Source organism: Micromonospora sp. CMU55-4, from assembly GCF_011602315.1.
Classification (GTDB): Bacteria; Actinomycetota; Actinomycetes; order Mycobacteriales; family Micromonosporaceae; genus Micromonospora; species Micromonospora chalcea.
Map to the genome: position 1 here is coordinate 20,888 of NZ_JAAOLH010000003.1, position 18,262 is coordinate 39,149.

Annotated in this window: 16 protein-coding genes; 4 read left to right on the forward strand and 12 right to left on the reverse strand. The window is 74.6% G+C overall.

The window, feature by feature from the left end; translation table 11 throughout:
- Positions 1 to 7 precede the first annotated feature (7 nt).
- From HA073_RS06260 to HA073_RS06270, 3 genes are read right to left on the reverse strand one after another with little or no spacing between them, the layout of a single operon-like run.
- Positions 8 to 514, reverse strand: a complete 507-nt coding sequence (locus tag HA073_RS06260) for a DinB family protein (protein WP_064445820.1) — start codon at positions 512 to 514, stop codon at positions 8 to 10.
- A gap of 44 nt (positions 515 to 558) precedes the next feature.
- Positions 559 to 1,383, reverse strand: a complete 825-nt coding sequence (locus tag HA073_RS06265; protein WP_113972792.1) for a M15 family metallopeptidase — start codon at positions 1,381 to 1,383, stop codon at positions 559 to 561.
- A 48-nt stretch (positions 1,384 to 1,431) separates the two neighbouring features.
- Entirely contained in the window at positions 1,432 to 2,397 is a 966-nt protein-coding gene (locus tag HA073_RS06270) for an acetylxylan esterase (RefSeq protein ID WP_043323736.1), read from the reverse strand.
- Between the two features lie 199 nt (positions 2,398 to 2,596).
- Between HA073_RS06270 and HA073_RS06275 the strand changes: the two genes are divergently transcribed.
- Positions 2,597 to 3,622: a LacI family DNA-binding transcriptional regulator gene (locus HA073_RS06275; protein ID WP_043323734.1), complete on the forward strand. Its 1,026-nt coding sequence runs from the start codon at positions 2,597 to 2,599 to the stop codon at positions 3,620 to 3,622.
- A gap of 15 nt (positions 3,623 to 3,637) precedes the next feature.
- On the opposite strand, the gene HA073_RS06280 is transcribed toward HA073_RS06275, so the two are convergent.
- The 8 genes from HA073_RS06280 to HA073_RS06315 form a co-directional block, all read right to left on the reverse strand.
- Complete coding sequence (locus HA073_RS06280) at positions 3,638 to 4,924, reverse strand: D-alanyl-D-alanine carboxypeptidase family protein (RefSeq protein WP_166455880.1); 1,287 nt, start codon at positions 4,922 to 4,924, stop codon at positions 3,638 to 3,640.
- Positions 4,925 to 5,024: 100 nt separating this feature from the next.
- On the reverse strand, positions 5,025 to 5,747 hold the full coding sequence (locus HA073_RS06285) for a polysaccharide deacetylase family protein (RefSeq protein WP_166455881.1): 723 nt from the start codon (positions 5,745 to 5,747) through the stop codon (positions 5,025 to 5,027).
- Entirely contained in the window at positions 5,744 to 6,907 is a 1,164-nt protein-coding gene (locus HA073_RS06290; RefSeq protein ID WP_140946350.1) for a glycosyltransferase, read from the reverse strand. The genes HA073_RS06285 and HA073_RS06290 overlap by 4 nt, the downstream gene beginning before the upstream one ends.
- A gap of 54 nt (positions 6,908 to 6,961) precedes the next feature.
- Positions 6,962 to 8,230 (reverse strand): D-alanyl-D-alanine carboxypeptidase family protein, encoded by a 1,269-nt coding sequence (locus HA073_RS06295; protein ID WP_166455882.1) that lies wholly within the window; start codon positions 8,228 to 8,230, stop codon positions 6,962 to 6,964.
- Between the two features lie 98 nt (positions 8,231 to 8,328).
- Entirely contained in the window at positions 8,329 to 8,745 is a 417-nt protein-coding gene (locus HA073_RS06300; protein WP_166455883.1) for a protein-tyrosine phosphatase family protein, read from the reverse strand.
- Between the two features lie 98 nt (positions 8,746 to 8,843).
- Entirely contained in the window at positions 8,844 to 9,464 is a 621-nt protein-coding gene (locus HA073_RS06305) for a hypothetical protein (protein WP_043323730.1), read from the reverse strand.
- Between the two features lie 13 nt (positions 9,465 to 9,477).
- Positions 9,478 to 11,262 carry a DUF4012 domain-containing protein gene (locus tag HA073_RS06310; protein WP_113972795.1) on the reverse strand — a complete coding sequence of 595 codons (1,785 nt, stop codon included), beginning with the start codon at positions 11,260 to 11,262 and terminating at the stop codon, positions 9,478 to 9,480.
- Between the two features lie 78 nt (positions 11,263 to 11,340).
- Positions 11,341 to 12,603, reverse strand: coding sequence for a glycosyltransferase family 4 protein (locus HA073_RS06315; protein WP_166455884.1), 1,263 nt, complete (start codon positions 12,601 to 12,603; stop codon positions 11,341 to 11,343).
- Between the two features lie 144 nt (positions 12,604 to 12,747).
- Here HA073_RS06315 and HA073_RS06320 point away from each other — a divergent pair, with 144 nt between their 5' ends.
- Positions 12,748 to 13,302, forward strand: coding sequence for a protein-tyrosine-phosphatase (locus HA073_RS06320; RefSeq protein ID WP_043330096.1), 555 nt, complete (start codon positions 12,748 to 12,750; stop codon positions 13,300 to 13,302).
- On the opposite strand, the gene HA073_RS06325 is transcribed toward HA073_RS06320, so the two are convergent.
- Positions 13,283 to 14,734, reverse strand: coding sequence for a polysaccharide biosynthesis tyrosine autokinase (locus HA073_RS06325; RefSeq protein ID WP_043323724.1), 1,452 nt, complete (start codon positions 14,732 to 14,734; stop codon positions 13,283 to 13,285). The two genes, HA073_RS06320 and HA073_RS06325, sit on opposite strands and share 20 nt — an antisense overlap.
- A 185-nt stretch (positions 14,735 to 14,919) precedes the next feature.
- On the opposite strand from HA073_RS06325, the gene HA073_RS06330 reads away from it, so the two are divergent.
- Both HA073_RS06330 and nhaA read left to right on the forward strand, forming a co-directional pair.
- Positions 14,920 to 16,767 (forward strand): nucleoside-diphosphate sugar epimerase/dehydratase, encoded by a 1,848-nt coding sequence (locus HA073_RS06330; RefSeq protein ID WP_043323722.1) that lies wholly within the window; start codon positions 14,920 to 14,922, stop codon positions 16,765 to 16,767.
- Between the two features lie 154 nt (positions 16,768 to 16,921).
- On the forward strand, positions 16,922 to 18,220 hold the full coding sequence (gene nhaA, locus HA073_RS06335; RefSeq protein WP_113972798.1) for a Na+/H+ antiporter NhaA: 1,299 nt from the start codon (positions 16,922 to 16,924) through the stop codon (positions 18,218 to 18,220).
- Positions 18,221 to 18,262: the final 42 nt, after the last annotated feature.

The following is an 18,262-nucleotide window of genomic DNA, read 5'->3' on the forward strand; positions in this document are numbered from 1 at the left end:
GCCGGACTCAGACGCCGACGGTGCCGTCGATCGCCTCGCGGATCAGGTCGGCGTGCCCGTTGTGGCGGGCGTACTCGTGCAGCATGTGCAGCATGACCAGGCGCAGCGACACGTCCTCGCCCCAGCGGGCCTGGTGACCTGTCACGTCGAGGGACTCGGCCTCCCGCTCGATGCGCCGGGCGTGCTCGATCTCGCGCTGCCAGGCCTCGAACGCCTCCGCCACGTCGGCGTCGCGGGCGTCGTACGCCTGCTGGAAGTCACCGGTGTCCGACCACACCAGCGGCACGTCCTCGGCGGCGATGACCCGGCGGAACCAGGTGCGCTCCACCTCCGCCATGTGCCGGACCAGCCCGAGCAGGGACAGCGTGGACGGCGGCGACGCCTGCCGGCGCAACTGCTCGTCGGTCAGCCCCTCGCACTTGAGAGCCAGCGTGGCCCGGTGGAAGTCGAGGAACGCGCGCAGCGACTCCCGCTCCCCGCCGAGCAGCGGCGGGCCGATCCGTTCGGTCTCCATGAACGCCCACCCTAGCCGCAATCGATCATGATGGAACGGCCGCGTCACCGCAGCGACGAACCGGCCACCGGGAAGTCGAACCAGGTGTCCGGGTACGGCTCGTCGACGTAGCGGTAGTGCCACCACTCCAGCGGATAGTTCTCGAAGCCCTGCGCGGACATCAGCCGGCGCAGCAGGTCCCTGTTGTTGCGGGCGGTGTCGCTGATCCGCGCGTCGGCGGTGTGGGCACGCGGGTCGAAGCAGTCGAAGCCGGTGCCCATGTCGATCGAGTCGTCGGCGAAGCGGCGGCCGGCCGGGTCGGTGCAGGGCACCAGCGGCTGGCCGGGCGTGTACCCGGCCTGCGGGGGCCCGGAGACCGGCACCAGGGTCAGGTCGACGGTGCTGCCCCGGCTGTGCGCGGTGGGCGCGCCGATGTACCCGTCGGCGAAGAGCCGGTCCTTCGGCACGGCGGGGTAGAACTCGCCCTTCATCAGCTGTTCGCCGGGGAGTTTCGCCCAGGAGACGAAGTCGTCGGCCGCGCGCTGCGGGCGGTAGCAGTCGTACACCTTGAGGCTGTGCCCGCCGGCGAGCGCGGCGGTCTGCACCCGGTGCAGCGCCTGCGCGGCGGGCCGGGTGAGCAGGCAGCGTGGTTCGGCGTACCCGTCGATCGGGCGGCCGACGAAGTTGTGCGGGCCCGCGTACCGGATGTCGGTGCGGACGGTGGGGTCGACGGTGCTGAGGTCCACGAAGTCCGCCGGGGCCCGCGGGCCGGTCGGGGTGGCTGACGGCGGCGCGGACGGCGGCGGCGACGGCGCGGGCCGCTGGCAGGCGGCGGCCAGCAGCGTGGCCGCGACGGCGAGGACCGCCGTCGCGCGTCTACCGGTGCCCACCCGCCGTGTCTACCAGCCCGGGCGGGCCGGCATCGGCGGAACCGGTGGTCAGGCGCCCAGGACGGTACGCAGGAAGTCCACAGCGGCGGCGTCGTCGTCGATGCCGCCCGCCTCGTGGCCGTTGAACCGCCACACCGTCAGGTCCTTGTCGCCCCGGTAGTCGTGGTAGGCGGCGTAGACCGTGGACGGCGGGACGATCTCGTCCATCAGCGCGACGGAGAACCGGGCCGGCGCGGTGGCGCGGCGGGCGAACGCGACGCCGTCGACGTAGCCGAGCGTGCGCAGCGTCTGCTCCTCGCGGTCGCGGTGCACGGCGAGGTAGTCCCGGATCTCCCGGAACGGCGCCGAGTCGGTGATCGTGATCGCGCGCGGGATGTCGCAGAGGAACGGCACGTACGCCACCGCCGCGCGTACCGACGGCGCCAGCGCGGCGGCCGCGAGCGCTGCGGCCCCGCCCTGGCTGTGACCGAGAACGGCGATCCGGTCCGGGTCGACTGCCGGCAGCTCACGCGCGGCGTCCACGGCGCGGACCGCGTCGGTGAGGAAACGACGGTAGTAGTACTTGTTCGGGTCCTCGATGCCCCGGGTGGCCATGCCCGGCGCCTGCGGCCCGGCGGCGGCCACGTCCGGGGTGTCGCCCCGGCTCCACCCCGAGCCCTGGCCACGGGTGTCCATCTGGAGGTGGGCGAAGCCGGCCGCGGACCAGAGCAGGTTCTCCAGCGCGTGGCCGCGCCCGCCGCCGTACCCGACGTACTGCACGATCGTGGGCAGCGGGCCGGACGCGCCGCGCGGCGCCCGCAGCCACGCGCGGATCGGCTGTCCGGCGAAGCCGGGGAAGGTCACGTCGAAGACGTCGACACCGGTCAGCGGCGTCGGCAGCGGGGTCGCCGTCACGGGGTCGCCGCACGAGCGCGCCTGTGCGAGAGTGTCAGCCCAGAAGGCGTCGAAGTCGGCAGGCTCGTGCAGGTCGCTGCGGTAGGTACGGAGTTCGGCCTCGGTCAGGTCGGTGAGCACGCCTCGGTCTTCCTCGTCGTTCGTCGGGGGTGGACGGCGAGCCGCCGGAAGATGACTGGCGCATTTCCGGAACGTTTCCGCAACTCGTGCGAACGCTAGGGCCGGTCCGGCCTGTCGTCAAGCCCTCTGCGTACGGCAAGATGTGCGTGGGGCGGGACGGTCTACCGGTCGGTTCCGGCAGCCGGCGAAGGGAACACGGGTGAGCGCGGACGACGAACGCAGGGTGACCATCACCGCGATCGCACGGGAGGCCGGCGTCTCGGTCCCGACCGTGTCGCGCGTGCTCAACGGGCGGTCCGACGTCGCGCCGGACACGCGGGAACGGGTCGAGGAGCTGCTGCGCCACCACGGCTACCGGCGCCGGGGCAGCCGTACGGTGCGCCGGGCGGACCTGGTCGACCTGGTCTTCAACGACCTGGACAGCCCTTGGGCCGTGGAGATCATCCGCGGCGTGGAGGACGTCAGTCACGCCGCCGGGGTGGGCACCGTCGTCTCGGCGATCCACCGCGAGTCCAGCTCCACCCGGCAGTGGCTGCACAACCTGCGCGCCCGCGCGTCCGACGGCGTGATCGTGGTGACCTCGCACCTGAGCCCGGCCGTGCAGGCCCAGTTGCGCCGCCTCAACGTGCCGGTGGTGGTGGTCGACCCGGCCGCCGGCGTGGCCGCCACCGACGTGCCGGCGATCGGCGCCACCAACTGGACCGGCGGCCTGGCCGCCACCGAGCACCTGCTCAAGCTCGGCCACCGGCGGATCGGTTTCGTGGCCGGCCCGCCGCACCTGCTGTGCAGCCGGGCCCGGCTGGACGGCTACCGGGCCGCGCTGGCCGCTGCCGGTGTGGCCGCCGACGACCGGCTGGTGCAGCCCGGCGACTTCTACCACGCCTCCGGGTTCACCGCCGGTGGCGCGCTGCTCGACCTCGACGAGCCGCCGACGGCCATCTTCGCGGCGAGCGACCAGATGGCGTTCGGGGTGTACGAGGCGGTGCGCCGGCGCGGACTGCGGGTCTGCGACGACGTGAGCGTGGTGGGCTTCGACGACCTGCCCGAGGCACGGTGGGCCTCACCGCCGCTGACCACCGTCCGCCAGCCCCTCGTCGAGATGGGGCGGCTCGCCGCGCGTACCGTGCTGCGGCTGGCCCAGGGTGAGGAGATCGACTCGCCCCGGGTCGAACTGGCCACCGAACTGGTGGTGCGCGACAGCACCGCGGCGCCCGCCTGCCGCTGACCCGGACCGCCGCTTTCAGTCCTGTTCCGGAATTTCCGGCTCGCGCAGAACCGGCCCGGTCGACATGGTGGCGGCGGCCGCCGCGGCGTGCCGGCGCCGCCGTGCCAGCAGCACCGCTCCCCCGGCCGTCAGCACCGCGCCCACCGCCACCGTCACACCGGCGCTGGGCGCGGCGCCGGGGCCCGGCGCGCCGCCACGCAGGTCGGCGTGCCCGGCCAGGGCCGACGCCCCGCCGCCCGCCGGTGGCGCGGTCCGGTCCAGCTCACCCGGCTCGACCAGCCGCCCGACCGAGGCGTCCCGAGGCTGCGCGAATCCCCAGTCCAGCAGCGCGGCGCCCTGCTGCCAGCCCCGCTGGCTGGTCACCTCGGCGCCGAGCAGCGTGACCACGAGCCGCCGCCCGCCGCGCTCGGCGGCGCCGACGTAGGTGTGCCGGGCCAGGTCGGTGAAGCCGGTCTTGCCGCCGATCGCGCCCGGGTACTGGTCCAGCAGCATGTTGTCGTTGGAGATCGCGAACGCCTTCTTGCGCAGCGCCGGCTGGGCCGGGATCTGCGCCGTACGGGTGGCGGCGTACCGGCGGAAGGCCGGGTTCGCGAAGCACGCCCGCGCGATGAGCGCCAGGTCGTACGCGCTGGTGAACTGGCCCGGACCGTCCAGCCCGGACGGGGTGACCGCGTGGGTCTGCCGCGCGCCGAGCCGGTGCGCCTCCTCGTTCATCGCCCGCACCCCGCCGGCCAGCCCGTCCGGGCCGCCGCCGAGGCGGGCCAGCGCGTTCGCCGCCTCGTTGCCGGAACGCAGCAGCAGTCCCAGCCAGATCGTCTCGATCCGGTACCGCCCGCCCTCGACCAGCCCGACCGCCGAGCTGCCCGGTTCCACGGCCAGATCCCCGGCGGTCACGGTGACCTCCCGGTTCGGGTCCAGCCGGGGCAGCATCGTGGCCGCCAGCAGCAGCTTCTGCACGCTCGCGGGCACCGCGTACTCGTGCGGCCCGCAGCCGCCGAGCACCGCGCCGCTGTCCAGGTCGGCGACCACCCAGGAGGTGGCGGTGACCGGCGGCGGCGCGGTCGACGCGGGCGGGACGACCAGCCCGGCGGTGTCCAGCGTCGCGCCGCCGACGGCCCGCGCGGCCGGATCGGGCGCGGGCGGCGGCTGCGGCGGCCGGGTCGACGGGGGCGGCACGTTCGGGCAGGGCGGCGCGGCCGGCATCCGGCGTACGGGCGCGCGGACGCCCGCCACCGCGGGCGTCGCCGACACCGGCACCAGCAGGGCGGCGGCCAGCGCCACGAAGGATCCCCAGGTCCTCATGACCCGGACGCTAGCCACGCCGACCCGAACGGGTCACCGGCTCCGGGATTCGGGCCCCGGCGCCGGGGCCACGCGGTAGGCTCCCCCGCCCGTGCCCGGATCAGCGCGCGGGCAGCCCGTGACCGCTGAGCGGGCCGACGTGCCATCCGCGGCGACGGCACTCGGCCAGCACGCGCGGAAGCGCGGCGACACCGGCACGCCAGGCACCCGGCGCGGCGGTACGGGAGGAGTCGTGCAGCAGGATCGTGCCGCCTCCCTCCAGCCCGGACAGGACGGTTCGCGCGACCGTGTCGGCGGTGGCCGTGGCGGTCCAGTCCCGCCCCCAGCAGCTCCACAGCACCGGCCGCAGACGCAGCCGCCGGGCGGCCGTGAGCGCCGCGGCGGTGAGCACGCCGTACGGCGGTCGCAGGAACCGGGGCGCACGGCCGGTCACGTCCGTGACCAGGTCGTACGCGCGGGTCAGGTCCCGGACGGTGCGGGCCGGGCCGCGCAGCAGCAGGTTGTCGTGCGTCCAGCCGTGCACGGCCACCTCGTGGCCGTCGTCGACCAGCCGGCGGCCCAGCGCCGGGTTGCGCCGCAGCATCGCGCCGAGCACGAAGAACGTGGCACGGACCCGGTGCGCCGCCAGCACGTCCAGGACGTGGCCGGTGGACTCCGGGTCCGGGCCGTCGTCGAAGGTCAGCGCGACCCGGTCGGGTGCCCCGATTCCGTGCAGGCCGGGCAGCCACCGCCGCCGCACGGCGGGAAGCGCCGTGACCGACGGCACGACCTGCAACACCGGCAGCGCGAGCGCGGCGGCCCGGGCCAGGGTCGCCGCTCTCATCGCAGACCGCCGGTGGACTGCAGCATCGCGGCGAGTACGGCGACCGCGTCGCCGACCGGGTCCAGCAGCGGGCGGCGCGTGCCGGCCGAACCCGCGGGCGGCGCCCGGCGAGCCGCCTCGGCGACCAGGCCGGCCGGGTCCTGGGACACGTCGTCGTGGCACGGGACCACCGGTGAAGTCCCGATCACCGCCGCGAGCACCGGCCCGAGCTGCTGCGGTGTGCCCGCCCACCGGCTCAGGCCGGCGCGGGCCAGGATCGCGGCGTTCGCACGCCCGTGACCGGCGATGGGCCGGTACGTGACCACCGGCAGCCCGGCCGCCAGCGCCTCCTGGCAGGTCAGCCCGCCGGCGTTCTCCACCATCACGTCGACGGCGCGCATCAGTGCCGGCATGTCGTCGACCCAGCCCAGCACGTACCGGCCGGCGCCGTGCAGCCGGCGGCGCAGCGCCGCGTTGTGCCCGCACACCACCACCGGGCGGACACCCGCCGCGGCGACCTCGGCCACCGTCGCCGGCACCTCGCCGGCGCCCCAGGAGCCCGCGACGACAAGCGCGAGCACACCGTCGGCCGGCAGGCCGAACCGCTGCCGGGCCCGCTGCCGGTCCTCCGGGCCGGGCCGGGCGAAGGCGCGGGACACCAGCGGCTGCACCACCGTGACGTCGGCGGCGTCGGCCTGACGCGTCTCGGCGTGGCGGACCGCGCAGTACACGTCCACGCCCGGCGCGAGCCAGGTCGGGTGCACCACGAAATCGGTCACGTAGGTGATCACCGGGACACGGAGCCGCCCGTGCCGCCGCAACGGGCCGAGGAGCTGGTTGGCGAACGGATAGGTGGTGACCACGGCCCGGGTGTCGGACGGGATGCGGCGGCGCAGGCGACGGCGCAACGGCCTCAGCAGCGCGCGGATCACGCGTACGGCCGTCGGTGAGCTGCCGGTCAGCCGGAACAGCGCGTGGTAGCCCCACGGGAGCCGGTGCAGCACCCCCCGGTACGTCTCGCGCACCGCCCGGTGCAGCGGGCGGGGCAGCAGGTGCAGAAGGTTCAGCCGGTCCACCGCGAAGCCCCGCGCACGCAGCCGTTGCGCCAGCTCGTCAGCGGCCCGGTCGTGTCCGGCGCCGATGTCCGCCGAGACCACCACGATCCGGCCCGGGTGCTCCATGCCGGGCGCATACCCACGGAATCGGTGTCCACGCGACCAGCCGGGACACCGGGTTCAGGCGCGGCGGCGTCCGCGGCGGCGGGACCGGCCCCGGCGGGCGGCGAGCACCGCCGCCACCCCACCGACGGTGAGGGCGAGCAGACCGGCGAGCGGCACGATCATCCGCCAGTCCCCCTCGCCGACGCGGCGCAGCGCGGTGCCGGCCGGCCCCCGCCACGGCGGCGAGACGGTACGGGCCGGCGCGGCGGCGGGAGCGTTACGGGGTTCCGCCGCCTCGGCGTCCCCCTCACCCGGCTCCACCAGCCGGCCGACCGAGGCGTCCCGGGGCAGCCCGAAGCCCCAGTCGAGCAGCTGGGCGCCCTGCTGCCAGCCGCGTACCGGCCGGGCCTCGGCACCGAGCAGCGTCACCACGAGACGGCGTCCGCCGCGTTGCGCGGCGCCGACGTAACTGTGCCGGGCCAGCTCGGTGAAACCGGTCTTGCCGCCGAGCGCGCCCGGATAGCGGTAGATCAGCTGGTTCTCGTTCTGGATCTGGAACCCGCCCTTCTTCAGGGCGGGCTGGGCCGGGATCTGTGTGCGTTCGGTGAGCGCGTACCGGCGGAACGCGGCGTCGGCGAAGCAGGCCCGCGCGATCAGCGCCAGGTCGTACGCGGTGGTGAACTGCCCGGGGCCGTCCAGTCCGGACGGGGTGACCGCGTGGGTCTGCCCGGCGCCGAGCCGGCGGGCCTGCGCGTTCATCTCGGCGACGCCGGCCTGCGTGCTGCCGGCGCCGAGACGGGCCAGCATGTTCGCCGCGTCGTTGCCGGACTGCAGGAGCAGGCCCAGCCAGAGCGTCTCCACGCTGTAGCGGCCACCGACGAGCAGCCCGACGGCCGAGCTGCCCGGTTCGATGTCGAGGTCGGCGCGGGTCGCGACGGCCACCTGCTTCGGGTCGAGCCGGCTCAGCATGGTGGCGGCCAGCAGCAGTTTCTGGGTGCTGGCCGGCGTGCCGGGGACGTGCGCCCCGCACGCGCCCAGAACGGCGCCGGTGTCCAGGTCCGCCACGAGCCAGGTGCTGGCGGTGACCGCCGGGGGCGCGGGGCTGCCCGGCGGCGCGACCAGCCCGGCGCCGGCCAGCGCCTCCCCGCCCACCGCCGCCTGTTCGGGCGTCGTGGCCGGCGGCGTCGGGCGGGGCGGCCGGCTCACCTTCGGCGCGGGCTGCCGGGGGCAGGGCACGGTGGCGCCGGGCGCGGTGGTCGTCCCGGGGGCGGCCGGCGCCGGTGCGGGTGTCCCGGCGGCGAGCAGGGTGACGGCGGTGACGGCGGCCAGGACCCGGGCTCTCATGAGAAGGCACCATACCGAGCCCGTTGATCAGGGCCGGGTGGCTCACCGGGGCCGTGACGCGGCGCCGATCGCCCGGCCCCGCTCGGTGACCGGGCGAGTCAGCGGACGCCGCGCAACCACCATCGTTGCCACGGCGTCTCCACCGCCTTCCGGTGGTAGCGGGAGCGGACCCAGGCCACCGCCCGGGCGGGCGGCAGCCCGTCCAGTACGGCGAAGGCGGCGAGCGCGGTTCCGGTACGCCCCACACCGCCGTGGCAGGCCACCTCGACCCGCTCGCCCGCGTACGCGCGCCGCCACGCCTCCCGGAGCGCGTCGAGCGCGTCGGCGCGGTCGGCCGGGATCCAGAAGTCGGGCCAGCGGATGCGCCGGGCGGGCCACTCCGGTTCGGGGCCGGGCGCCAGCAGCAGCGCGAAGTCGGCGGGCGAGGCGGGCTCGGCGACTCGCCGCCCGCGGACGGTGGCGCCCCCGGGCAGCGTGAGCAGGCCGGCCTGATCGGTCCACGGTGTCGCGTCCATGGCCCATTGTGTCGTGTGGCACGGACACGTGAGTGCCCGCCGGACTCCGTCCGGCGGGCACTCACGATCGAGCCGGGTCTTTCCCGGCGCGCCCCGGATCAGCCGAGGCGACGGCGACGCCAGGCCATGGAGGCCAGCAGCAGCACCGCGCCGGCGGCGGCGAGGCCCCCACCGAGCTTCAGCGGCGTGCCGATGCTGTCACCGGTGACCGGCAGCCCGCCGTGGTGCGGGGACTTGGTCGGCCGCGGCGGCAGGACGGTGCCGGTGGCGCTGGCGATCCGACCGGACGTCAGACCGGTGGCGGTGAACGTGTACCGCCCGGGCCGGGTCGGCCGGTAGGTCACGGTGAAGTTGCCGCTGGCGTCGGTCGTCACGGTGAACGTGGTCGGCGCGGGCTGCGGCTGGGCACGGTTGGGCGTGTAGGCGACCGGCGCCATCGCCACCGTGCTGCCGTCGCTGCGTCGCGCGGAACCGTCGGCCGGGGCGGCCGCGGGCAGGCCCGAGATCGCCACGTCGATTCGGACCGTCTCGTTCGGCCCGAAGTTCGATCCCCGCAGGGTGAACGTCTCGCCGAGCCGGATGGTCGTCGGTGAGACGGTCAGCGACGCGACCTCGGGCGGGTAGACCGGGGGTTGCGGCTGCGCCGCCCCGGCCGCGGTCGGCACGGCCGCTACGGCCAGGCCCACCGTGAGCGCCATGATGATGCGGGATAGCCGCATGATGGTTTCCCTCCTACTGTTCACAGCTTGGTGCGTTGACTACTTGGGTGGTCCATGGGGTGACGGTGGGCGTGTGCACCAGCTCGGCCGTCCCGGCGCCGGTCTGGCCGGTGAGCACCGTGACGTCGAGCGTCCGGGTCTGCCCCGGGCGGGTCTCCACGTTGGCCACCGCCACCTGGCGGCGGCCGTCGGTGCCGCTGCCCATCGCGGTGTCCCTCCCGTCGAGCCGCCCGGTGAGGACGGCGCCCCCGGTGGGCGTGTGGACGGAGACGAAGGTGCGTGCGGTGTACTTGTCGCCGGACAGGGCCAGCCCGGTCACCGACTTGGTCAGGCCCGACTTCGGGGCGGTGGAGTTCACCGTCACCTTCAGCCGCAGCTCGCGGCGCCCGTCCGGATGGCATTCGCCGACCGTCACGGTGGCCGAGAACCTGAGGTAGTAACCGAGCTTCGCGCCGCTGCCGTCGTTGAGGAACACGCCGACAGTCGGCACGGTGTCCTTCTCCGGGAGCTGACCCGCCAGCCGGGTGTCGGCCAGCGCGCGCTGCTCATCGGATCGGACACTCCAGAACAATATCCGACGTTCGCTAATGGAACGACTAAAAACGGTCAAAAGCGACCGAGGGTCGACCGTCTTGGTGAACAACGTGTCGAACACGCCGGACGCGGCCCGGGCGAAGAACACGTCCTGGTCCTTGGTGTCCAGGTCCCGGTACGAGTCACTGAGCAGCGTCCGCACGGCGGTGGCGGCGGCCAGCGAAGGCCCGTCCGGCACGGTCACCGGGCCGACCACGCCGAGCAGGTACGACAGGACCACGGGGTCCACCGCCAGCACGCCGTCCACGGTGGTGCCGGTACGGCGGCGCACCATGTCCCGGTAGAGCGCGGCGGCGGCCGGGAAGTCCGGGCTGAGGTTCACATCAGCCGGATAGATGCCCGGCAGGTCGCCCCAGAGCCGCTTCGCCTCCGCGCCGATCTTGAGCGGTGGGTCGAAGGACCGCAGGTCCGACGAGCTGCCCTGCTTGACCAACCGGACCCGGCCGCCCTCGGCCCGCAGCACCGCGTACGCGCCGAACATGCCGCCGGTGGCGCGCAGCTCGGCCGGATTCTGCGAGACGAGCAGATAACTGCGTGGCCCGTCCGCACCGAGCAGCGGCGGCAGCAGCCGCGCGCCCCGATCAGCCGCCGAGGTCAGCTCGCCCAGTTTGTCCAGCTCCGCGCGCAGCGCGGTGACCGCGTCGCGCACCTGCGCCACGAGGCTGTCCACCGGCACCTGCCGCAACCGCTCGGCGGTGGCCCGGACCGCCTGGTCGGCCGCCGCGACCTCGGCCGAGACCCCGCGCAGGCGGGCCAGGTCCAGCCGGCCCTGCTTCGGCACCAGCGAGGCGAGGTCGACCCGCAGCAGCGTGGGGAACGCGAGCCGGGCCAGGTCGTCCACCGCCACCGAGATCTGCCGCACCGCGGCCAGGTTGTCCCCCGCGTAGGGGGCCTGCTGGCCGGCCCACCAGACCGGATCCCCGGTAGCGCCGCGCGCGGCGGCCGCCTGCTCCTGCAACGCGGCGAGCGTGCGCTGCGCCCGGGCCACGTCGCCGTCGAGCACCTGGGCGCTGAGCTCCTTGGCCAGCCCGGCGGCGTTGACCAGGTGGGCGCGGGCCTGCCAGCCCCGGAACGCCACCCAGCCACCGGCGCTGAGCAGCACCGAGACGACGACCAGCCCGGTCAGCAGGATCCGGCGGACCCGGGCGCGCCGGCGCCGCCGCGAGCGCCGTCGGCGGCCGGGCGAAGGACCGGGTCCGGACACAAAATCCTCCTACGAGACGAATAAGACACTTTTCGCAATCGAGATGCTTTCTAGCATGGAAAAGGAAGCTTTAGTTGGCTATTCCGCCGCTCTGTCGGCTTGCATCGCTTCTGCGAGTTTTGCTCGCTTCGGCGCCACACCCGCCGCCTCCTGCAGCAGGGCCTCGATCCGGTCCACGCCGGTCCGCATCGACATCTCCCGCAGGTACGCGCCCCGGCCCCGCCTACCCATGTCGATCCGGGCGGCCGCCGGGATGGCGGCGGCCAGCCAGAAGCGGTCGGCGAGCGCCGCCCAGTCCTCCGGCGGGCAGGACAGCCCCGCGCGGGCCCGCTCGACCAGCTCCGCCGTCTCCCCACCGGCGGAGGCGACCACCGGCGCGGCACAGGAGAGCGCGGCCTGGAGCTTGGCGGGCACGGTCCCCCGCAGCTCGGGCAGGTCGCGCTGCGCCACGAGCTGATAGTCGGCGGCCGCGTAGAGCTGCGGCATGTCCACGGCGGACCGTCGCTCGACGAACCGGACGTTGTCCGCGCCGAGCTCGGCGGCGAGCCCCCGCACCCGCCGCTCCTGCGGACCGGAGCCGACCAGCACCAGGTCCATCCGGTCGCCGAGCGCCGCCGCCGCGCGGACCGCCGTCTCCAGCCCCTGGCGCACGCCGATCGTCCCGGCGTGCATCACCACGCAACGGTCGTCCCGCCGGATGAGCCGGCGGACGGCCGGACCGGCCTGGGTCGGACGGAAGATGCGTTCGTCGGTCCAGTTGAGCACCGTACGCACCCGCGCCGGATCGGCCCCGCGGGCGCGCACCAGATCCGCCATGGACGGCGAGCTGACCGCCACCACTGCCGCCTCCCGGTAGAGGCGGCGCATGGCGGCCTCCAACCGGGCCGGCGCCCGGTCGCTGTGTGCCGGGCCCGGCTCGTGCTCCGTCCAGACGTCCTGCACGTGCAGGACGGTGGGCGTACGGCCGAGCAGCCGCAGCAGCCCGGACGCCGCGAACGTGACCGCCGGGTGACCGAAGACGTAGAGCGCGTCGACGCCCCGCAGCAGGCCCCGCCCGGCGAGCGCGGCGCTGCCGGCGAAGGAGAGCCAGCTCGCGGTACGGGCCCGGGGCGTGCCGTCGCCGCCGGCGTACCGGGGCACCCGGCGTACGGTCAGCCGCTCGCTGTGCGTCTGGTGCCGCCAGCGCTGCCGCCAGCCCGGATAGACGTGGCCACCCGGATAGTCCGGGAACCCGGTGAGCACCCGTACCTCGTGGCCCCGGGCGACCAACTCCTCGGCCAGGCTGCCCGGGACGAACGCCGGCTCCGGCGGGAAGTGGTACGACAGGATGCCGATCCTCATGTCCACGCTCCCGGCGCGGCTTGCCGGACGGGCGCGCGGCGCGGCGCGTACGATTCCGGCAACCCCTCTGCGTCCGGCCGCGACAGCCGGAAGAACGCCGTCGCGGCACTCTGCGCCGCGACCGTGCCGACGAGAGGGGTGCAGATGGTCGACGAGGTCCTCTTCGTCTGCCACGCGAACATGTGCCGGTCACCGATGGCGGAGTTCATCGCCCGCCGGATGCTGGCCGGTCTGCCGCTGGCGGTCGCCAGCGCGGGCACCGACGCGATCGACGGCGCCGCCATGCACCCGTACGCGGTCGAGGTGGCTGCCCGGACCGGCGCGGACCCGGCGGCCTTCCGCACCCGGCGGCTGCGCCCCGAGCACCTGACCGGAGCGGCGCTGGTGCTGACCGCGACCCGCCGCCAGCGCTCGGCCTGCACCGCGATGGCCCCGGCCACGCTGGCGCGGACGTTCACGCTCCGGCAGTTCGCCCGGCTGGCCACCGAGGCCCGGGCGGACGAGGCGGAGGCGGGCACGCCGTTGCGGGCGGCGGTGTCGGCCGCCGTGCGCGCCCGGGGGCGGCTGCAACCCGCCGCCCCCGACGTGGACGACCTGCGCGACCCGATCGGCGGCTCGCCGGCCGACTTCCGGCGGTGCGCGGAGGAGATCGAGCGGTCGATCCGCCCCGTGCTCGCGCTCATCGCGACAGCCGGGTGAGTTCCTGCGTCCGGTCGCCCCCGACGGCCTTGGCGCCCCGGCGGCTGCCGGCCCGGTCGGCCGGCACCGAGGGCGCGGCCGGCGGCACGACCACCTTGTACGCCTCGTACTGGTAGGCGTCCGACTTGGCCACCTTGGCCATGTTGAGCACGCAGCCGAGCAGGCGCACCGAGACCGAGCTGAGCGCGTTCGCCGCCGCCGCCACCTGGCTGCGCGAGGTCCGGCCCTGCTGGGTGACCAGGAGCGCGCCGTCGGCCTGCACGGCCACCACCACGCCGTCGGTGACGGCCAGCAGCGGCGCGGTGTCGATCACCACGATGTCCGCCGAGTCCCGCAGCGCCACCAGCAGGTCCGCCATGGACTTCGAGCCGAGCAGCTCGCTCGGGTTGGGCGGGGTGGCGCCGCTGGGCAGCACGAGAAGGGACTTCTCCCCCCAGCGCTGCACCACGTCACCGACCTGGACGTCGCCGACCAGCACGTCGGTGAGGCCGACGCCGCCGTCGAGGCCCAGGTAGTCGGCCACCTTCGGGCGGCGCAGGTCGGCGTCGATGAGAAGCACCCGCCAGCCCGCCTCGGCCAGCGCGATGGCGGTGTTGCAGGCCATCGTGGTCTTCCCCTCGCCCTGCAACGCGCTCGTGACCGCGATGACCCGGGCCGGCTCGTGCACGTCCACGAAGCGCAGGTTCGTGCGCAGTTTGCGGACCGCCTCGGCCCGGGCGGAGGTGGCCGCCGCGCCGACGATCAGCGGCGCCGCCTTCGCGCCGTTCTCGTACGGGATCTCGCCGAGCAGCGGGCTGCCGGTCACCCGTTGCAGCGCGGCGCCGTCGCGCATCCGGACGTCGGCCAGCCCGCGCAGCACGGCCAGCGCGGCGCCGAGCAGCAGGCCCAGCACACCGCCCATGACCAGGTTGCGCGTGGGCTGCGGCGAGACCGGGCTGGACGTCACCCGGGGACCACTGACGACCTCGATCTTGATCGGCGGGGCATTGCCGTCCGGCGGCGTCTCGACCTTGCGCACCAGCTCGGTGAACTTCGTCGCGAGCGTCTCGGTGGTCTTCAGCGCCCGGGTCTGGTCGGTGTCGGTGATCGTGGCCTTGAGCAGGACCGTGCCGGTCGTGCTGGCGGTCCGGATCCGGCTGCGCACCTGGTCGGCGGTGAGACCCAGCGGCGCGTCGGCCACCACGCTCTGCGCCAGCCGGTCGCTGGTGAGCAGGTCACCGTAGGACTTCACCCGCTGCTGAAGGAAGAGGCTGCCCTGGTAGGCGTCGGTGACGCCCTGGCTGGGCGTGGTGACGAAGAACGTCACCGAGGCCTCGTACCGAGGTGCCGTCCGGACCGTCACGAGCGCGGCGGTGCCCAGGGCGAGCATCACCGTCACCAACACGATCCACCAGTGGCGTCGGACCAGGCGCAGGTAGCCGAGAACGTCCATCACGCCCTCCCTAGCGACACGCCGGTCTGCCGATGAAACTGCACGAAAGCCCCCTAAAAGCACCCGTACCCGTGCCAGGATCGAATCGCCTATTCACGACGTTACGTGACTTGACGAATGTAAACGACCGAACAGGCACAGAAGGTCTAATCCTTTCAATCCGGATAGGACACAGAGGGCAGCCCATGGATCGTGAAGCCAGCACAGCAGTGCGACCGCACCGCCGGATCACCCACCGCGCCGCCACCCTTTCCCTGTTAACGCTGGACACGGCCGCGTGGTGCGGAGGATTTCTCGGCGCCGCCTGGACGAGGTACGAGTTCGACCTGACCGTCGCCGCCAGCGCCCGTACGCTCGGCCTGGCGCTGGCCTGCGCCGCGCTGTACGCCGCGCTCACGCTGCTGCGCTCCCGGATCTACGGCCGCTACCCGATCGGCAGCTCTGGGGACGCGCAGGGGCTCGCCGTCACCGTCGCGCTCGTCGCGGCCGTCGGCGCCGTCGCCGTGATGCAGTGGACGCGGCATCCCGTACCGGCCAGCACGCCGCTCGTCGGCGGCACGGTGGCGCTGGTGGTGATGGCGACCGCCCGCGGCCTGTGGCGTGCCCACGCCGACCGCCGGCCACCCGCCCCACGGAACGCCGAGCGCTGCCTGGTCTACGGGGTGGACGCGGCCAGCGAGCGGCTCGTCCGGGTGCTGCTGCAGGATCCCGACAGCAGCTACCGGCCGGTCGGCCTGCTCGACGACGCGGCCGACAGCCGCGGCCTGCGGCTGGAGGGGCTGCGCGTACTGGGCGGCCGCGAGCAGGTCGGCGACGCCGTTCGGGCGACCGGGGCGACCACCGTCATCTTCTCGATGAGCGGCTCGGACCCGCAGCTGCTGCGCGACGTGCGTACCCGGACCCTGGAGGCCGGGGCGGCGTTCAAGGTGCTGCCGCCGGTGCGCGAGCTGCTCGACCGGCCGGTCGCCGCCACCGACGTGCGCGACGTCCAGCTCACCGATCTGCTGGGCCGGGCGCACCGGGTGGCGGAGCTGAGCGTGGAGCGGGGTGGGCTGGCCGGCCGGCGGGTGCTGGTGACCGGCGCCGGCGGCTCGATCGGCTCGGAGCTGTGCCGGCAGATCGCCCGCTGCGAGCCGGACGAGCTGATGATGCTCGACCGGGACGAGTCGGCGCTGCACGCGCTGCAGATGTCCCTGCACGGGCGCGCGCTGCTGGACGGGCCGGAGCTGATCCTGGCCGACATCCGCGACGCCGAGGGCATCGCCCGGGTGATCGCCGACCGGCAGCCCGACGTGGTGTTCCACGCCGCCGCGCTCAAGCACCTCACGCTGCTCCAGCGCCACCCCGGTGAGGCGATCAAGACCAACATCCTGGGTACGCTGAACGTGCTGGAGGCGTGCCGGGACGTCGCCGAGTTCGTGAACATCTCCACCGACAAGGCGGCCAACCCGGCGAGCGTGCTCGGCTACTCCAAGCGGATCACCGAGCGGCTCACCGCGTACCACGCGCAGCGGCTCAACGGCACCTACCTCAGCGTCCGGTTCGGCAACGTGCTCAGCAGCCGCGGGTCGGTGCTCACCGCGTTCCAGGCGCAGATCCGCGCCGGCGTGCCGGTCACCGTCACCCACCCCGACGTCACCCGCTACTTCATGACCGTCCAGGAGGCGGTGCACCTGGTGCTCCAGGCCGCGACCATCGGCCGGGGCGGCGAGGCGCTGGTGCTCGACATGGGCGAGCCGGTCCGGATCGCGGACGTGGCGCGCCGGCTCGCCGCCGAGGCGGACCGGCCCGTGGAGATCGTCTTCACCGGCCTGCGGCCCGGTGAGAAGCTGCACGAGCACCTGTTCGGCGCGGACGAGGTGGACACCCGCCCGCTGCACCCGCTGATCTCCCACGTCCCGGTGCCGGAACTGGACCCGGACGAGGTGCGGACGCTGGACCCGTACGCGGAACCGGACGAGCTGATCAAGCGACTGGCGGCGTTCTGCGAACCGGCCGGCGCCGCCCTGCCGGCGCTGCCCGGCCAGCGCTGACCGGAGCCGGTGGGACGCCCGCCCACGAGATGGGACGAGCGTCCCACCGGCCCAGCTCGCCGCCGGTCCCGGCGGCCGTTAGGCTTGGAACCGGTGTGCCGGGAAGCCTGGTCGGCGATGGATTCGCCGACCCCAGCTCCCGAACGGACGCCGCATGACCCACACCCCACCTCCGTCGCGCCTGCTCTCCCGCCGCTCCTGGCCGGAGGCCCGGTTCCTGGCCGACGTGCTGCGCACCGAGACGGTCGGCGGCGCTCTGCTGCTTCTCGGCGCCGTGATCGCGCTGATCTGGGCCAACTCGCCGTGGCGCGCCGGGTACGCGGAACTGAGCCACTGGGTGCCCTGGCCCGGCGGCGCGGCGCTGCACCTCGACCTCAGCCTGCGCACCTGGGCCGCCGACGGGTTGCTGGCGATCTTCTTCTTCGTGGTGGGCCTGGAACTCAAACGCGAGTTCGTCGCCGGTGACCTGCGTGACCCCCGCCGGGCCGCGCTGCCGGTGATCGCGGCCGTCGGCGGCATGGTCGCGCCCGCGCTGATCTACCTGGCGGTGACGCTCAGCGCCGGCGGCGCCGGGCTGCGCGGATGGGCCATCCCCACCGCCACCGACATCGCGTTCGCCCTCGCAGTGCTCGCCGTGGTCAGCTCCCACCTGCCGCAGGGGCTGCGCGCGTTCCTGCTCACCCTCGCGGTGGTGGACGACCTCTTCGCGATCACCATCATCGCGGTGTTCTACACCGCCGACTTCCACCCGCTGCCGCTGCTCGGCGCGCTGCTGCCGATCGCCGTGTTCGGGTTGCTCGTGCAGCGGCGCCGCACCTGGTGGTGGGCGCTGATCCCGCTGGCCGTGACCGCCTGGACGCTCGTGCACGCCTCCGGCGTGCACGCCACGGTAGCGGGCGTGCTGCTCGGCTTCACCGTGCCCGTGCTGCGCGGACGCGACGGCTCACCCGGCCTGGCCGAGCGGCTGGAGCACCGCTGGCGGCCGGTCTCCGCCGGCCTGGCCGTACCGGTCTTCGCCTTCTTCGCCGCCGGGGTGACGCTGGTCGGCGTGGACGTGGGCGGCGTGCTCAGCAACCCGGTGGTGCTCGCGGTCGCCGCCGGACTCGTGCTGGGCAAGGTCGTCGGCGTGTTCGGCTCGACGTACCTGCTCGCCCGGTTCACCCGGGCCGAACTGGACGAGGAGATCACCTGGGCCGACCTGCTCGGACTCGCGCTGCTGGCCGGCATCGGCTTCACCGTGTCGCTGCTCATCGGCGAGCTCGCGTTCGGCACGGGCAGCCCGGAGGAGGACGGCGTCAAGGTGGCGGTGCTGCTCGGCTCGCTGACCTCCGCCCTGCTCGCCTCGGTGGTGCTGGTCCGCCGCAACCGGGTCTACCGACGGATCAGCGAACGGGAGAACCGGGACGCCGACGGTGACGGCATCCCGGACGTCTACCAGGGCGGAACCGCCTGACCCGTGTCGCGCCGGCCGTCCCCCGGGAGAGGACGGCCGGCG

Excerpts from the sequence above, each read along its gene's own strand:
- HA073_RS06260 (WP_064445820.1), bottom strand. The coding sequence starts at position 514 with ATGGAGACCGAACGGATCGGCCCGCCGCTGCTCGGCGGGGAGCGGGAG.
- HA073_RS06280 (WP_166455880.1), bottom strand. The coding sequence starts at position 4,924 with ATGAGGACCTGGGGATCCTTCGTGGCGCTGGCCGCCGCCCTGCTGGTG.
- HA073_RS06285 (WP_166455881.1), bottom strand. The coding sequence starts at position 5,747 with ATGAGAGCGGCGACCCTGGCCCGGGCCGCCGCGCTCGCGCTGCCGGTG.
- HA073_RS06290 (WP_140946350.1), bottom strand. The coding sequence starts at position 6,907 with ATGGAGCACCCGGGCCGGATCGTGGTGGTCTCGGCGGACATCGGCGCC.
- HA073_RS06295 (WP_166455882.1), bottom strand. The coding sequence starts at position 8,230 with ATGAGAGCCCGGGTCCTGGCCGCCGTCACCGCCGTCACCCTGCTCGCC.
- HA073_RS06300 (WP_166455883.1), bottom strand. The coding sequence starts at position 8,745 with ATGGACGCGACACCGTGGACCGATCAGGCCGGCCTGCTCACGCTGCCC.
- HA073_RS06305 (WP_043323730.1), bottom strand. The coding sequence starts at position 9,464 with ATGCGGCTATCCCGCATCATCATGGCGCTCACGGTGGGCCTGGCCGTA.
- HA073_RS06315 (WP_166455884.1), bottom strand. The coding sequence starts at position 12,603 with ATGAGGATCGGCATCCTGTCGTACCACTTCCCGCCGGAGCCGGCGTTC.
- HA073_RS06320 (WP_043330096.1), top strand. The coding sequence starts at position 12,748 with ATGGTCGACGAGGTCCTCTTCGTCTGCCACGCGAACATGTGCCGGTCA.
- HA073_RS06325 (WP_043323724.1), bottom strand. The coding sequence starts at position 14,734 with ATGGACGTTCTCGGCTACCTGCGCCTGGTCCGACGCCACTGGTGGATC.
- HA073_RS06330 (WP_043323722.1), top strand. The coding sequence starts at position 14,920 with ATGGATCGTGAAGCCAGCACAGCAGTGCGACCGCACCGCCGGATCACC.
- nhaA (WP_113972798.1), top strand. The coding sequence starts at position 16,922 with ATGACCCACACCCCACCTCCGTCGCGCCTGCTCTCCCGCCGCTCCTGG.